General features: G+C 69.2%; 19 protein-coding genes. 11 read left to right on the forward strand and 8 right to left on the reverse strand.

Annotation, left to right across the window (positions count from 1 at the left end):
• Positions 1-63: 63 nt before the first annotated feature.
• Positions 64-261: a hypothetical protein gene (locus tag ACFV9W_RS31705; protein ID WP_385767868.1), complete on the reverse strand. Its 198-nt coding sequence runs from the start codon at positions 259-261 to the stop codon at positions 64-66.
• 374 nt (positions 262-635) lie between these two features.
• Here ACFV9W_RS31705 and ACFV9W_RS31710 point away from each other — a divergent pair, with 374 nt between their 5' ends.
• The 4 genes from ACFV9W_RS31710 to ACFV9W_RS31725 all read left to right on the forward strand — a co-directional run bounded on the left by ACFV9W_RS31710 (position 636) and on the right by ACFV9W_RS31725 (position 3,325).
• Complete coding sequence (locus ACFV9W_RS31710; RefSeq protein ID WP_385767871.1) at positions 636-974, forward strand: hypothetical protein; 339 nt, start codon at positions 636-638, stop codon at positions 972-974.
• A gap of 94 nt (positions 975-1,068) precedes the next feature.
• Positions 1,069-2,280 (forward strand): hypothetical protein, encoded by a 1,212-nt coding sequence (locus tag ACFV9W_RS31715; RefSeq protein WP_385767874.1) that lies wholly within the window; start codon positions 1,069-1,071, stop codon positions 2,278-2,280.
• 53 nt (positions 2,281-2,333) lie between these two features.
• A complete protein-coding gene (locus tag ACFV9W_RS31720; RefSeq protein WP_385767877.1) occupies positions 2,334-2,684 on the forward strand; it encodes a hypothetical protein in 351 nt (116 codons plus the stop codon).
• Positions 2,685-2,686: 2 nt separating this feature from the next.
• Positions 2,687-3,325: a hypothetical protein gene (locus tag ACFV9W_RS31725; RefSeq protein WP_385767880.1), complete on the forward strand. Its 639-nt coding sequence runs from the start codon at positions 2,687-2,689 to the stop codon at positions 3,323-3,325.
• 64 nt (positions 3,326-3,389) lie between these two features.
• On the opposite strand, the gene ACFV9W_RS31730 is transcribed toward ACFV9W_RS31725, so the two are convergent.
• Positions 3,390-3,827 carry a hypothetical protein gene (locus ACFV9W_RS31730; RefSeq protein ID WP_385767883.1) on the reverse strand — a complete coding sequence of 146 codons (438 nt, stop codon included), beginning with the start codon at positions 3,825-3,827 and terminating at the stop codon, positions 3,390-3,392.
• A 392-nt stretch (positions 3,828-4,219) separates the two neighbouring features.
• On the opposite strand from ACFV9W_RS31730, the gene ACFV9W_RS31735 reads away from it, so the two are divergent.
• The gene (locus tag ACFV9W_RS31735; protein WP_385767886.1) at positions 4,220-4,573 is read left to right on the forward strand and encodes a hypothetical protein; all 354 of its coding nucleotides are present in this window, start codon (positions 4,220-4,222) and stop codon (positions 4,571-4,573) included.
• A 45-nt stretch (positions 4,574-4,618) separates the two neighbouring features.
• Here ACFV9W_RS31735 and ACFV9W_RS31740 read toward each other — a convergent pair whose 3' ends face one another.
• Positions 4,619-5,221, reverse strand: a complete 603-nt coding sequence (locus ACFV9W_RS31740) for a hypothetical protein (RefSeq protein ID WP_385767889.1) — start codon at positions 5,219-5,221, stop codon at positions 4,619-4,621.
• Between the two features lie 287 nt (positions 5,222-5,508).
• Here ACFV9W_RS31740 and ACFV9W_RS31745 point away from each other — a divergent pair, with 287 nt between their 5' ends.
• From ACFV9W_RS31745 to ACFV9W_RS31760, 4 genes are all read left to right on the forward strand, one after another.
• The gene (locus ACFV9W_RS31745; RefSeq protein ID WP_385767891.1) at positions 5,509-5,862 is read left to right on the forward strand and encodes a WXG100 family type VII secretion target; all 354 of its coding nucleotides are present in this window, start codon (positions 5,509-5,511) and stop codon (positions 5,860-5,862) included.
• Between the two features lie 102 nt (positions 5,863-5,964).
• A complete protein-coding gene (locus ACFV9W_RS31750) occupies positions 5,965-7,104 on the forward strand; it encodes a PE-PGRS family protein (protein ID WP_385767894.1) in 1,140 nt (379 codons plus the stop codon).
• Positions 7,105-7,432: 328 nt separating this feature from the next.
• Positions 7,433-7,759 (forward strand): WXG100 family type VII secretion target, encoded by a 327-nt coding sequence (locus tag ACFV9W_RS31755; RefSeq protein WP_385767897.1) that lies wholly within the window; start codon positions 7,433-7,435, stop codon positions 7,757-7,759.
• 110 nt (positions 7,760-7,869) lie between these two features.
• The gene (locus tag ACFV9W_RS31760; protein ID WP_385767900.1) at positions 7,870-8,160 is read left to right on the forward strand and encodes a WXG100 family type VII secretion target; all 291 of its coding nucleotides are present in this window, start codon (positions 7,870-7,872) and stop codon (positions 8,158-8,160) included.
• A gap of 251 nt (positions 8,161-8,411) precedes the next feature.
• Here ACFV9W_RS31760 and ACFV9W_RS31765 read toward each other — a convergent pair whose 3' ends face one another.
• The 5 genes from ACFV9W_RS31765 to ACFV9W_RS31785 all read right to left on the reverse strand — a co-directional run bounded on the left by ACFV9W_RS31765 (position 8,412) and on the right by ACFV9W_RS31785 (position 12,162).
• On the reverse strand, positions 8,412-8,696 hold the full coding sequence (locus tag ACFV9W_RS31765; protein ID WP_385767903.1) for a hypothetical protein: 285 nt from the start codon (positions 8,694-8,696) through the stop codon (positions 8,412-8,414).
• Positions 8,693-9,973: a hypothetical protein gene (locus ACFV9W_RS31770; protein WP_385767905.1), complete on the reverse strand. Its 1,281-nt coding sequence runs from the start codon at positions 9,971-9,973 to the stop codon at positions 8,693-8,695. The genes ACFV9W_RS31765 and ACFV9W_RS31770 overlap by 4 nt, the downstream gene beginning before the upstream one ends.
• A 119-nt stretch (positions 9,974-10,092) precedes the next feature.
• Positions 10,093-11,169 (reverse strand): WXG100 family type VII secretion target, encoded by a 1,077-nt coding sequence (locus ACFV9W_RS31775; protein ID WP_385767908.1) that lies wholly within the window; start codon positions 11,167-11,169, stop codon positions 10,093-10,095.
• Positions 11,166-11,489 carry a hypothetical protein gene (locus tag ACFV9W_RS31780; RefSeq protein ID WP_385767911.1) on the reverse strand — a complete coding sequence of 108 codons (324 nt, stop codon included), beginning with the start codon at positions 11,487-11,489 and terminating at the stop codon, positions 11,166-11,168. The genes ACFV9W_RS31775 and ACFV9W_RS31780 overlap by 4 nt, the downstream gene beginning before the upstream one ends.
• 334 nt (positions 11,490-11,823) lie before the next feature.
• Positions 11,824-12,162 carry a hypothetical protein gene (locus ACFV9W_RS31785; RefSeq protein ID WP_385767915.1) on the reverse strand — a complete coding sequence of 113 codons (339 nt, stop codon included), beginning with the start codon at positions 12,160-12,162 and terminating at the stop codon, positions 11,824-11,826.
• 299 nt (positions 12,163-12,461) lie between these two features.
• Between ACFV9W_RS31785 and ACFV9W_RS31790 the strand changes: the two genes are divergently transcribed.
• Together ACFV9W_RS31790 and ACFV9W_RS31795 are read left to right on the forward strand one after the other, a co-directional pair.
• The gene (locus tag ACFV9W_RS31790; protein ID WP_385767918.1) at positions 12,462-12,806 is read left to right on the forward strand and encodes a type VII secretion target; all 345 of its coding nucleotides are present in this window, start codon (positions 12,462-12,464) and stop codon (positions 12,804-12,806) included.
• A gap of 2 nt (positions 12,807-12,808) precedes the next feature.
• Positions 12,809-14,059: an amidase domain-containing protein gene (locus ACFV9W_RS31795; protein WP_385767920.1), complete on the forward strand. Its 1,251-nt coding sequence runs from the start codon at positions 12,809-12,811 to the stop codon at positions 14,057-14,059.
• The last annotated feature ends 43 nt before the right edge of the window (positions 14,060-14,102 follow it).

Consider the following 14,102-nt stretch of genomic DNA (forward strand, 5'->3'; position numbering starts at 1 on the left):
CCGCTACGAGCGCAAGCCGGAACACTTCCTGGCCTTCACCGCTATCGCCGCGGCCCTCATATGTCACCGCAGACTGGCCAAGTGAAATGACGTCTTAGCCCCCTTGAGGACCTTCGCCCCGTTGTGCACGGAACCACCGGAATTGCCCTTCCCGTACTCCGGCGTGCACGTCTGGACGGTGAGCTTCCCCTGCGTACCGAAGAGGCCCGTGGCAGCGGCGGCGCCGGAGAATGTGAAGACCGCGACGATGATGGATGCCACCACCAGTACGATGCCGAACACGCGCCCGACAGGCGACGGTGGTGCGGCCGCTTGCACGGACTGGGAAGCCCCCGCGAATCCCTCGGCGGGCGGCTGCGGCGGAAGTGCTGATGACATCGAATTCCCCCAGGCGGCCGCGGTGACGGAGCGAGCGGCCACTCGAAAATGATCTTTGCCGGTTGGCTGAATCGCATTGCTGAATATCGGCGCGCTGACGGCCGAATGGCAGCAGAACGGTAACGGACCACGGTGACTGTGGTGCGTGTGACGTGTGAAGATGCCGTTTGTCCGGCTCTGGCCGATGCGGCCGTCGACTAACCTGTTGGCCGGGATTCGACTGTGGTCCCGTTGGTGACAGGCAGCAGGGGGAACACATGGCGGGCCCGCAGTTCGATGTCGATCCGGACGTCCTGAAGGCGCAGGCGCGGAGCTTTGACCGAATGGCGAGCGAGTTCGCCACCAAGTCGAAGGCATTCGAGGAACGGATGAAGGCGCTCGAGAAGGGCTGGGGCGAGGACGACGTCAAGGTCGTCAGCGCGCTTCTCGATGTGTACGGGCCGGTGAGCGGAGGCATCCTCGGCGCCCTCGAGCACCTCGGTGAGGCCATGAAGGGCGTGGGCGAGAAGCTCGAATCCACGGCGCGCAGCTACGAGCAGACCGAAGAGGACCACTACCAGGCGCTGAAGCAGGCGGGTCAGCAGCGTCACGGCTGAGCCGATCCGCCCGCGGCCGTCGGGCCGCCCGTCCGTGTCCCATCCGCGTTCGCCGATACGGCGGCGCAACTCCGTGTCCTGAGGGGAAAATCCCGTGTCCATCATGCTGCCCGGGGAGCTCGACTGGGTTCTCGATCTGCTGGGTTTCGAATGGCCGAACATCGATGAGGACCTGCTTTTCCAGGCCGCTCAGGAATGGCGTGACTTCGGTCAGGCCGTTTCCGAGTACCAGGAGCAGGGAAATGCGGCGGCCAGTCTCGTCATGAGCGCGCACGTCGGCGATGCCGCGGACGCCTTCATGAAGGAGTGGGGTAAGTTCGCCGACAACGGTCTCGGTGTCGGCGGGGCCGGGATCGGCTATCTCGACGGACTGGCCGGCGCCGGCCAAGTGCTGTCGCTGATGCTCGAGATGTGTGCGATCGCCGTGATCGCCCTGAAGATCTTCGTCATTGTCCAACTCATCGACCTGGCCATCGAGTTCGCCATTGCCCAGGCGTCCGCTCCGGTCACGCTCGGCGCGTCCGAGGCGGCGCTCGCCGGCCGCATCGTCATGATCCGGATGCTGGTCAAGCGCGCCCTGACCGAGGCGGCGCAGAAGGTCCAGGAGGCGGTCATCAAGGCCGTCAAGGAGCGCGTCGTCGTCAAGGCCAAGGACATGGCCATCGACCTGGCGAAGGACGTCGGCAAGAAGGTGGCCGGCGAGCTGGCCTCCCAGGGCATCAAGGCGTCGTTCGGTGCGGGCGGCAGCTGGGGCGAGAACCTGACGTCGCTCGGCGTCGCCGCCGCCAACCCGGTGCTGGGCAAGGTCGCCGGAGAGATCAAGGAAGACGACGACGGTTCCGGCTACCACTTCGAGACGAAGGCGGGCGGCAAGGTCGTCGAGGGCGCGATCGGCGTGGCCAAGGGCGACTCGGAAGGCCTGTCGAAGATGGCGCAGGGCTCCGGTGAGCTCTTCAACAACTTCACGGAGAAGAAGGGCGCGGAGGCGGGCAGCGGCACGACCCCGGACTCCGGCGGCGGTTCCGGGGAGGGTTCCGGCGGCGGTACGACGTCGGGATCGGGCGGCGGTTCCGGCGGGGGTACGACGTCGGGCTCGGGCGGCGGTTCCGGGGAGGGTTCCGGCGGCGGTACGACGTCGGGCTCGGGCGGCGGTTCCGGGGAGGGCACCACCTCGCAGGAGTCGGGCAACGGCACCTCGCAGGAGCCCGCCGCCGCGGCCCAGGCGCCGCCGGAGCCCAGGGAGGGCGGGGCATCGAGCGCCGAGGGCGTCCCCGAGGGCGACCGCGTCCGTACCGTATTCGGCTGACCGGCCACACCTGCATCCCGCCGCACGCCCCCTGACGAGGAGACGAACACAGCATGAGCACCGGAAATCAATTCGGCCCGCAGGGTGAGCGGGAGTACCCGATCGAGGACAAGAACCTCACCGAGGAGCAGAACGAGCACCTCACCGCGTCGCTTCGCAAGGTCCGTGACATGAAGGACGCGCCGCCCGCGCTGCAGGATCTCGCGCGTCAACTTCTGGGTGGGCGTATGGAGTTGAAGGACGTACTGGACTCGCCGTCCGGTCACCGTGCCCTGGGTGAGGGTCTGGCCGGTATGCGGGAGCAGTGGCGGAACATGTCTCCGCAGGAGCGGCAGCAGGTGCGGGACTACGACCCGGACGAGGACCCGAAGAACGCCCCGGGGCGTGACGGCAGGATCCGTTAGCGATGTCGGCTACCGACAGCGAGGCGTGGCAGCGCCACCGGGACCGTCGCTCGTTCACGTACCGGCGGGGCCCGGGCTGGATCATCGGCGGCGCGCTCGTCGTCTTCGCCGTCAAGATCCTGTTCTCCGCGGGCGGTTGGGTCGGCTGGCATGCCACTCCCCAGGAAGGCGTCGGCACGCCCGGAGTGTTCAGGTTCGCCGCGTGCGCGCCCGCCGGGGACGACTACCGGTGCACGGGAGCGTTCCGGGAGGACGGCGGGGACCGGCGGACATTCGACGACGCCGTCTTCATGGCCCACACCGAGCAGTTCAAGGGCAGCCTCGCGTCCGTGTACCGGACGCCCGACGGCAACTACTCGTACGGCAATCCGGGCGAGGTCACCACGGGGATGCTCGGTGGTGCGTCCCTGGCGTTCGGTGCCGCCGCCCTGATGGTCGGCATTGGAACCTTCTTCCTGGCGACCGGATACACCCCGCGTCCGCCGCGGATGGCCGGCTGGTCCCGGTGGGGGCGCGTCTCCTTCGGGGAGGCGTGGCAGGTCGTACGCTCCCGCGCCCCGCTGCTCTGGTCGATCGTCGGCTTCTGCGCCCTGGGCCTTGTGCTCCTGGTGACGGGACCGCTGGTCGTCCTCCTGACGTAACGCACGCGCGGCAACGCCGTGGGCCCCGTGTCGCAAACGACTCGGGGCCCACGTGTGTGTCCGGTCAGATGAAGATCTTGGCGAGGATGATGCCGACGACGGCGGCGGAGGCCACCGTGATCACCGTGCCGCGTGTACCGGGGCCGATGTTCTGGCGCCAGGCAACCTTGAGCGGCGCGCTCCCGCCGCCGCCCCGCGGCCAGTCGGCCGCAAGACAGAAGATCCCGGCGGCGAGGAAGAGGAGGCCGCCCAGGGCGATGAGCGCGGAACGCTCCGTCTTCTCCGGGTTCGAGGTGTTGAACTCGCCGAGGAAGTTCCCGAGGACCGAGTCGGGGTTCAGGCGGGCGGTGTGCAGCTCGGTGCCCTTGCCGCCATTGTTCAGCAGATCGCGGAGGTAGGCGTTGCCGTCGGTGACCGGGGCGTCCCCGGGCTCCAGCGTCATACGGACGGACGTGGCGTCCGCGGCGCCTCCGTCGGGACGGAACGCGCCGTCGCACGTCACTTGCAGTTCGTGCGTGGAACCGTTCTTGCGGGAGCTGCCGCCGGGAGTCCTACTGAAGGACTCTTCGCACGAACTCGCCGTGAATGTCCCACCGGTTCCGATATTCCCGCTGGAATAGACCGCCTGGAACGAGAACCAGGCCGTCAGCACGACAAAGGCCGCGATGAACACGAATCCGAGAACACCGCGGTCCCGCAAGCGGGTCCTCGGCTGCGTTTCCACGGGCTGACTCACGAATGCCGACTTTCGGTGGGGGGAGTGGGGGGGGGCTTACGATCGCGGGCCCGATGGCCCGGTCCGTTAGGGTACGGGACGCGATGCGCCGCCCGGGCCGGGTTCCGGAGGCGCGCTTCGCCACGTAGACATGACACACAGCTAGGGGGCGCCGCAGCATGAGTAGTGGTGGAAATCAATTCGGCCCGCAGGGTGAGCGGGAGTACCCGATCGAGGACAAGAACCTCACCGAGGAGCAGAACGAGCAGCTCACGGCGTCGCTTCGCAAGGTGCGTGACATGAAGGACGCGCCGCCCGCGCTGCAGGATCTCGCGCGTCAACTTCTGGGTGGGCGTATGGAGTTGAAGGACGTGCTGGACTCGCCGTCGGGTCACCGTGCCCTGGGTGAGGGCCTGGCCGGTATGCGGGAGCAGTGGCGGAACATGTCTCCGCAGGAGCGGCAGCAGGTGCGGGACTACGACCCGGACGAGGACCCGAAGAACGCCCCGGGGCGTGACGGCAGGATCCGCTGAGGTCAGGCCCTCAGGTGACATCGACGTGACATCCACGGGGGCATGTCACAGCGCGAGCCCCAGCAGCAGTGACACCACCACGCCCAGCGCCCCGACCCCGGCCAGCCCGAAGAGGACCGGCCGCGTCGCGCCGCCCGCGGTGGAGCGCCACGCGGCGCCGAACGGCACCCGGCTGCGGGCACCGGCGTAGCCGCTCACCGTCGCGAAGGCGCCCAGGGCGGTGCCGATCAGCATCCCGAAGGCGAAGGCGAACATCAGCCCGGCGTTCCAGGCGTTGGCCTCGACGTACGAGAACCGGCGGTTCGCCGGCGTCGACGCGGATTGGGTCTGCGTCACGGAGATCCGCGCGCCCGCGGGGTGCGAGGACGCGGGCTCGAGGCGAGCGCCGGAGTCGCTGCCCGTGCCGCCGTCCGCGGTGAACGTCCCCTGGCACTTCACCTCTTCACGTGTGCGGTGCTTGCCGTGCGAGCGGTAGTCGACGGTCCGCGTCGAGCACTGGGACACCGTGAACTCGCCGTGCGAGCCGCGCAGCCCGGCGGCGTACGTGGCCTGCCGGCCGAGGATGCCGCCGCCGATGAGCGTGACGAGCATGACGCCGACGCCGATGAGGCGCGCCGCGAACGGGACCTGGTGCTGGTGGTGGGACATCTTCCGGGTGTTTCCCCCTGTGCCGAACGGTTCGCGGTACTGCTCCCGCCGCGCCCCACGGATGCGGTTGTGGACGGTTGCGGAACGCTACCGCAGGTACATGGCAATCGTGCGGGGAGGCGGTGAAGACCGGCGCTTCGCGGCGAGTGGTGTGTGTTGGCATCACTAAGGTCGCGTTGTCGGACCTCCACGTCCGGGGGATCGGCCCGCCGCGCACATCAACTACGCGCCACCGGGCCCCACTTGCGTGACACGCACGCACATTCAGCACATTCATGGGGGAGCACATGGCAGGTTCCGGCTCGGGCAGCTTCGACGTCGACCCGGCGGTGCTCAAGGAACAGGCAGTCACCTTCGGCGAGTTGGGCAAGTCCTTCAAGGCCGCGACCAAGGAGCTCAAGGACGCCCTCGAAAGCGCCGAGGGGGGCTGGGGCGAGGACATCATCGGGACCTTCAACGACATCTACGAGCCCGTCCGCGAAGGCATGAACACTTCGATGGAGCACCTCGCCGACGAGCTCGACAAGATCGGCGGCAACCTCAAGGTGATGGCCACCCAGTACGAGGTGACCGAGGACGACCAGGCCCAGATCATGATCGGGCAGCAGTCGAGCCGCCCGGGCCTGGGCATGCGGTTCTGACCGCCGGGCGCACCCACAGGCCGCGCATCCACGCGCCGCATTCGCGCGCCGCGCCGGCGCACACGTACCACCAACACACGAACCACGGGGGAGTGACACGGCATGGCTCTGACCCTGCCCGACGAGGTCGCATGGGTTCTTGACCTGCTCGGCTACAGCTGGCCCGACGCCGACGAGGACAAGATCCACGAAGCGGCCGAGGCATGGCGACAGTTCGCCACGGCCGTACGGGACACGCAGAACGGCGGTGCGAGCGCGGCCGGCGCCGTACTCGGATCGAACTCCGGGGACGCGGTCCAGGGTTTCGAGGACGCGTGGAAGAAGTTCTCGGGCGGCGGGGGTGGCGGGGGCGGCTACCTCGACGATGCCGCGATGGCCGCCGAGATCCTCGCCTTCGCGCTCGACGCGGTCGCCCTCATCGTCGTCGCCAGCAAGATCGCGGTGATCGTCCAGCTCATCGCGCTGGCCTTCGAGATCGCGGCGGCGCAGGCGGCTGCGCCGGTGACGTTCGGGCTCTCGGAGATCGGCGCGGCCGGGGCGACCCAGGCGACCCGGCTCATCGTGCGCCGCATCCTCGACGAGCTGAAGCAGAAGCTCATCCAGCAGGTGACGCAGGCCGTCGAGCAGCAGGCGGTGCAGTCGGTCAAGGAGATCGTCCTCGACGTGGTGAAGGAGGCGGCCGTCGAGGCGGGCAAGGCGGCCGGGCAGAACCTCCTCCAGCAGGGCGTGCAGAACCACTTCGGCGCGCAGGACGGCATGAAGTGGGGCGAGGCGGCCGTGGTCGGCGCGGGCACGTTCGCCTCGGAGACCGTGAACGGTGCCGCGGGCGCCGTCGACGAGGCCGCGGGGCGGTTCGGCCCGGCCGGACGGCTGGTCGGAGGGGCCGCGAGCGCGGGGCTCGGCGCGGTCGGCGAGGGCATCGGGGAGGGTGTGCACGCGACGGGCGAGGGAGTGGGCCAGGGCGCCGGAGCGGCGGCCCAGGGCATCGTCGACAGCACCGCCGAGAGCCTGCCGGGCGCGGGGGAGGCCGTCACGGATGCGCTGGACCCGGGTTCGCTGGTCTCGTCGCCGGGCGAGACCGCCCAGGGCGCGGTGGACAGCGCGGTCGAAGGCGCGACCGGGGTGCTCGGGGACGCGGCTCAGGGCGGGGTCGGACGCCTCGGAGGAGAGCAGCAGGCGGCGGACGAACCGCGTGCAGGGAGCACCTCCGAGGGGGCCCGTGCCAGATCCGTCTTCGGATGACGTAACCAATCAATGCAGCCTGAAGCAGTGTGAACCAGCATGAAGCAGCGTGAATACGGCCTAACCGCCGTAACTGCCATAGCTGATGTAACTGATGTAACGGACGTAAGGGCCCTGTGTGAGCCGTGTGGCCCCGTGTCGATCCGTGACATTGTGTGGATCCTGTCACGGCACGGCCGGTCACGTGGGAACCGCCTTGGGTGACCGTGTCAGTTGTGGCTAAAGTACTGTCGCGGCACTATCGAGAAGTGCCACCCGCGCCCCAGTTCCCTTCCGGGAGTCGAGCGGCGCGGGGACCGATGTCGAATTCTCATGGGGGCAAGTGGCCATGGCCGGTCAATTTAATGTGACGCACGAGGAGATGGTCGCGTTCAGCGGCCGTATCTCCCAGGTGAACGAGTCCATCCAGGGTGAGATCCAGCGACTGCAGACGGTGGTCGACTCGATCACCTCCGGCTGGAAGGGCCAGGCGGCCACTGCGTACAACAACCTGCAGAACCAGGTGAACGAGGACGCCACCGCCCTCAACCGCGTGCTGAACGAGATCAAGGAAGCGATCGACGCGACCGCCCAGAACTACCAGACGTCCGAGGACGAGCAGGCCGCTTCGATCTCGCACGTCTCGTCGGGCGCCGGGGCCTCCCCCTTCGGATGAGCCTCCCCGGCCGCTGATCCCGTGCCGCCGTCAGAAGCGGACCGCGGGCAGCGCGCCAGCGACGTACTCCTTCTTCATCTTTCCGTCCAACATCCCCCGGGGGAGACATCATGTCCGGTCAGGTTCTGGTCAATTTCCAGACCATTTCCCAGGCTTCGCAGGACGTCAAGTCCACGGCCAGCAACGTCCGCCAGCAGCTCGACGACCTCGAGGCCGGCGTCAAGCGCATCGCTTCGACCTGGGAAGGTGCCGCCCAGGAGGGCTACCAGGCCAAGCAGCAGGAGTGGGACCAGCGCGCCGCGTCCCTGCACCAGACGCTCGAGTCGATCGCCCGCGCGCTCGACACGGCCGCCCAGAACTACCAGGCGACCGAGAGCCGCAACACCAGCGTCTGGTCGTAACACCTGACGCGTAGCGCTCAGCGCGCGACAGCAGTACGTCACCGGGGGCGACCGGGTGCGAGAGCACCGGGCCGCCCCCGGTGGCATGCGTGGGGCCTGCCTGTCCGGCCAACGGAATCCCGGCACGGCCGCCCGCGAGCGGGCGCGGTGGCGGCGGTGCCGACGCACGTGGAACCGTTCGCGGCGTCGGTGGGTTGATCCCGACCTCGGCCGCCCGATGGGGGCACGTCCCCCGGCGACCGGGCAGGTTCTCAGCCCCCTGTCAGCATCGCCAGTCCCAGCATCAGCGGCAGCGTGACCGCCGCGAGGGCCACGGCGACCGCCGTCAGGCCCGGGCGGACCTCCCGGTAGCCCCGCACGCCCACGTACGCGGCGACCGGCGGGAGGAGGACGGCGATCAGGAAACCGAAGTGCCGGCCCTCCTCCTTGGCGAAGAACACGACGAGGACCCAGTACACGGGCACCGCGCCGATGGTCAGGATCCGTCCTTGCGAGAGCCGGCGATCCAGTCCTTCGCCACCGCCGGGGAAACTCACGCCGCGCTCTCCCTCAACTCGGGCGCATCGTCCGCCGTCCTGGCCGTCAACTGACCCACGAGCGGCGCGGCGACGATCACGAGTGCCGTCCAGATCCGCCATCCACCGTTGACCGGAAGCAGCAGCGCACCGGCGGCGGCCGCCGCGACCAGCAACCCGGCCACGAGGCCCGCCGGCACCGTGCGCGGCCAGAAGGCGCCGAGTTCGAGGAGGCGCGTGCGACGGTTCGGGTCGAGGGGCGCCGGGCCGCGCGGTGCGGCGGAGATCCGGGCCGCGACCGATCCGGGTACGCGGCCGGGGAGCTGCCAGCCGTCATCGGCGACGAAGTCCGCGGCGGCCTTGGCCTTGCCGTCGTTCGTCGGCTCCCAGACGATCCACCCCGTGGCGCCGGTGAGCAGGGGAGCGGCGGCCGGGAGCTTGGCCGGGATCGACAGGGGTACGTCGTCGCCCGCATCGGTCCGCAGGGTCAGGCAGGCGTAACGGCTGGAACTCTTGTCGTTCTGGGAGCCGGAGTTGTCGCCGTCGCCCGTCCGCTCGACGTGCACCGCCTGTCCGGTGACGACCGCCCGCAGCGCGACCCAGTCGCCGCCCACGCGCCGTGCGCCCCGTGGACGCGACGCCACACCGGTGCCCACGGCCACTGCCACGGCGACCGCGAGCGCCGCCATGACCGTGAAGACGAGGAGGTTGCGCCGCGGGAGGGTGTACCCGGCGAGCTGACCCTCGACGGCCTCGGCCGACACGTCGCCGACCGCGCCGAGTTCGGGCCGCGCCGGAGCGTAGCCGACCTGATAGGTGTCGCCCGCCTCCCGCACGCCCTTGCCGTTGTACGCGCGGAACTTCGCGGGCACCGCCTCGCCCCCGTCGGCCGACGGCAGCTCGACCGTGTACTCCGCCATGGTCGAACTCCGAGGACTGCTCCCCGCGGCGTCCACCTCACCCACGGAGACGATCCGCAGCTCCTCGATCACGTGGTCGGCCTCCGCGATCGCGGCAGCCGTCTCGGAGCGCTCGGGCTGCGCGAATCCGAGGGAGAGGGCGAGCACGACCGTACTCACCACGGCGACCGCGACCGACGTGATACGGATCCAGACCCAGCGGGTGCTGTGCAGGGTCACCGGTACGCCGCCGACGCCATGCTGCTCCGCACCCGACCCACGGGCCGCCGCGAGCGCCTCCCCGTACGCCTCGGAACGCGACACCCGCCCACCGGACGCCACGTGCACCGCGACCGCCGCCACACACCCCGCGACCACCGCGAGCCCGGCCCACGTCAACGCGGTCCTGACGACCCCGGCCCCCAGAAACAGCCAACTCCCCGTCAACACCACAAGCCCGGCAAGCCCACCCCCACAGACCCACCGCCCGAGCCGAACGGCTCCTGTACTCTTCCCGCTCATCCGAACGCCCCGAACATCTCGGTGGCAGGCTTGTCCTTCACGCTGTCCGCGCCCTTCTCCGTCGACTTCGCAGCATCTTCCTGCGCGTCCTTCACGTCGTTTCCGGCTTCTCCGGCCCCGAGCCCGAGAGATCCGTTGATGCCGACGTCGATGCCGAGTTCACGCGTCCCGTTCAGGCCCGACGGCACGTTCGTGGCGTGATGGGTGGCGGCACCGCCGACGGAACCGCCGAGCCCTCCGGCGACAGCGCCAATGGCGATCTGCTTGGCATCATTGTCCTCGCCCTTGATCGCGTTGTTGGTCAGGTCGCCCGCAACGCTCGCTCCGGCCCCGCCGACGCCACCGGACACCGCGCTCTCGACGATCCCGCCGCCAAGGCGCCCTCCGATGGCCGCTCCTGCCGCCGCACCGCCGAGCGCGCCGTAGCCGGCGTTGATGGCGTTGTCGCGCCACTCGGGCCCCTTGCCGCTGGCGAGGCTGGTTCCCACTCCGGAGGCGAATCCGCCCGCGTACTGGGTGCCCATCTCCACCAGGAGCCGCTGCCACTTGCCCGCACGTGCGAAGGTCTGCACCGCGCGGAACGCCTTGGCCACCTTGCTGAGGATGGCGCCCAGGCGGGTGGCCGCCCGGGCGGCCTGCGCGGCGAGGCGGGCGGCGTTGGCGGCGCCGGCGGCGGCGCCGAATCCGAGGGTCACGAAGGACAGCGCCACGCCCGCCGCGACGGATACGCCGATCTCCAGGTAGATCTGGTGGATCTCGTCGTTGATCTCTTCAATGGCGTCGGCGGCCTCGTCCAGGCCCTTGGCCGCCTCTTCGAACACGGGAAGTGTTTCGTCGACGGCCTTCCTCACATCGCCCCAGTGGGCCTTGAAGGCATTCGCGGAGTCGCCCCGCCAATGTTCGCCGAGAGTGTTCTCCACCTGCTTGTCGAGTTCGGAGAACATCGATTCGAGGTGCTTGCTCATGGCCCGCCAGCCGCGAGCGGCATCCCGCAGGACATCAGGCCGGCCACCGGGGTTGATGATCTCGATTCCGGCTTCGTAGACCTTCTCGGCGGCGCTCTCGTCGCTCACCGGCCGTCTCCCTTGAAGAGGTCGGCCATGGCGTCGTCCGCGGACTCCGTGTTCCTGGCGTTCTCGTTCATGCCGGCGCCGATGTCGTCCAAATGGCGCTGGAGGTTGCCGAGGGATTGGACCATGTGCTCGGCCAACTCGATATAGGCAGAGGTCACTTCTTCGGATTCCGTGAGGACGCCGAAGCCGTCGTGGATCTGTTCGCTTCCGGTCTTGGAGCTGAATTCCTTCACATAGCTCTCAAGGTCGTATGCGTACGTCTCGAAACTCTTTCCGAGCTTCTTGAGCTCCGACTCGTCGATGTACATGTCGTCGGCCACGCGCTCAACTCCCCTCCCTGGACCCGACTTTACCTTCTCATTAACCCTACCGGCTGGGTCGTCATGTCCGAAGCCGGTGCTCGCGGGGTATCTGGGTCTTCAAAGGTGCCGGTCGGAGGGAGGGGGTGTCCCGGCCCGGAATTGTGAAAAAGTGGTGACCTTTTAGGGGGTGAATAGGAGGGGGAGTGCTCGGGTGCGGCCGAAGTGCATGCTTATGTCCGGACGTTCGGGGAATTGAGGCGTACGGCTCGGCAGGAGAATGGGCGCAACAACCGGGACCGATTCCGACCCCGTCTCCGTACTCGACTTCCATTGAGGGCCCGCGTCCGAACTCTCACCCGAACATCGGCCCATCCCCGACGATCGCGACCCCCGCCCCCACACAGATCGCCGCGAACGCACACCGCGTCCGGCCCAGCCGCGCCAGCAGCACCCCGAAGCCGCTGATGACCCCGCCCGCGAGGTAGAGCGCCGTCCACGGGCCGGGAGCGCTGCCCTGGCCGAGGCGGATGCCCGTGAGGGCGATGGCGACGAATGCGATGAGCGCGGAGATGCCCGCGGAGACCCGGCGCGCCTGCCGGGCCGCACGCGGTCGGTCCATCGTGAGGCCGGGTCGCCCCTGGCCCCGGAACCGCGACCTCAGCTCTTCGTCGAATTCCGAGCCATGAGTCATGTCGCGGAGCCTAGACGTCCCGCATCTCCCCGTTGGCCGACGCGACAGGTTCCCTACACTCCCTGCCCATGTCGACACCGCACGGCCACGCACCGGCACTGCCCACCACAGTTGTACGCACAGGTCAGCGCAACGCCGCGCGACTGCTCCGCAACCCGTAACCCGTAACCCGTAACCCCCGGCCCGTACTCCACAACCCGAACTCCCCAGCCCGTACGATGATCGCCGCATCCGAACCGGCCTCGTACGGCCGTCCGGAACGTTCACACAGGACACATCGGGGGAGCTGTCCACCACCCATGGCAGACATCGACATCAACGCCGCCCGCGTACGCACCGCGGCCGACGACACCGCGTCCCTGGCCCGCAGCACCGCGCAGCGCCTCGGCCACTCGCTCGACGCCAGTGACGACGTCCACGCGTCGCACCACGGCCACGGATGGCAGAGCCCCGAGCGGCTCAGGGACTGCGCCCGCGCGTGGGAGGAGCACCTCGTCTCCCTCGCCAAGCGGATGGGCGAGCTGAGCGAGAAGCTGCGGGACTCCGCGGACGGCTACGACCGCGCCGACGCCGAGGCCGAATCCCGGCTGCGCGCGGGCCTCCAGGGCCTCGCCGCCACCCCGAACGACTCCGGGAGGGCCTGAACATGGTCGCGTACGAAGGCGTAGAGAACGCCCGGCCGAAGGCGTGGGCGGCGGCGGGCGACGAGTGGCACGCGCTCGCCAAGTACGCCCTGGAGGCGGCGAAGGACCTGCGCGAGTACGGTCACAAGCCGCTCGCAGACAACTGGACGGACGCGGTCGGCGCAACGGCCGCCGCCGAGTTCGAGAAGCTCGCGAACCAGTTCGAGTCGGCCTACGACATCCTGCTCGCGGTCGACATGATCGCCGACGGCATGACGACGACCATCGAGACCGCGCAGAGCACCCTGGACGCCGCGAAGGACCTCGCGGCGCGCCACGGCCTGGAGATCGCCGCCGACGGCACGATCACGGGCCCGTCGGCGGGGGCCGAGGGGACGGACGCGTACAGGGCCGAGGTGCAGGACCTGATCGACCAGGCAGTCCAACAGGTCACCACCGCAGACGAGTTGGCGGCCACCGAGTTCGCCGGGCTCGCGGGCCGGACCGGTGTCACCGACCCGGACAAGGCACTCGACGGCGTCCAGACGCACGCCTCCCACATCCAGATGCGGATGCTCGCCGCCGACATCCCGGTCGGCGAGGACCCCGCCACCGCCCGCCGCTGGTGGAACGGCCTCACGCCCGAGCAGCGCAAGGACATGATGCTGGCCCAGCCGACCGCCGTCGCGGGCCTCGACGGCATCCCCGCCGACGTACAACGTGAACTGCGCGGCAGGGACGGCAAGTTCGACCGCGTGAAGATGATCGAGTACGCCCTCGACAACTGGAACAAGCCGGACCCCACCGACTTCGGCAACAACTGCGCCAACTTCGTCTCCAACGCCCTCCTCCACGCCGGAATGCAGGAGAAGACCAGCCTCTGGGGCCCCGCGGACGACGACTCGTGGATGGTCGGCCCCCGCACCGGCATCGACGCCATCGACAAACGCGTCTCCTACTCCGACACCTGGGCCGCCGCCGAGAACCAGCAGAACTTCATGCTCGCCCACGGAGCCTCCGAGGTCCCCCGCACCGACGCGAAACCCGGCGACCTCATCTACTACGAGCAGGCCGGCGCGCCCGACACGGAGGAGAAGGGCAACACGCACCACGTCGCGATCGTCACCGCCGTGATGCCGGACGGCGAGATCAAGTACACGCAGCACAACGACGAGTACCGAAACGTCAGCCTGGAGGGCCGCCTCCCGGCAACGGAGAAGGAACAGGGCAACCAGAACCTGCGCATCGTGCGGCCGAGCCCCAACTGGTACTGAGCCGGGCCCTCACTGGTACTGAGACGCCCCGAGCCCCCGGCGA

The organism is Streptomyces sp. NPDC059897, assembly GCF_042730865.1.
GTDB lineage: Bacteria > Actinomycetota > Actinomycetes > Streptomycetales > Streptomycetaceae > Streptomyces.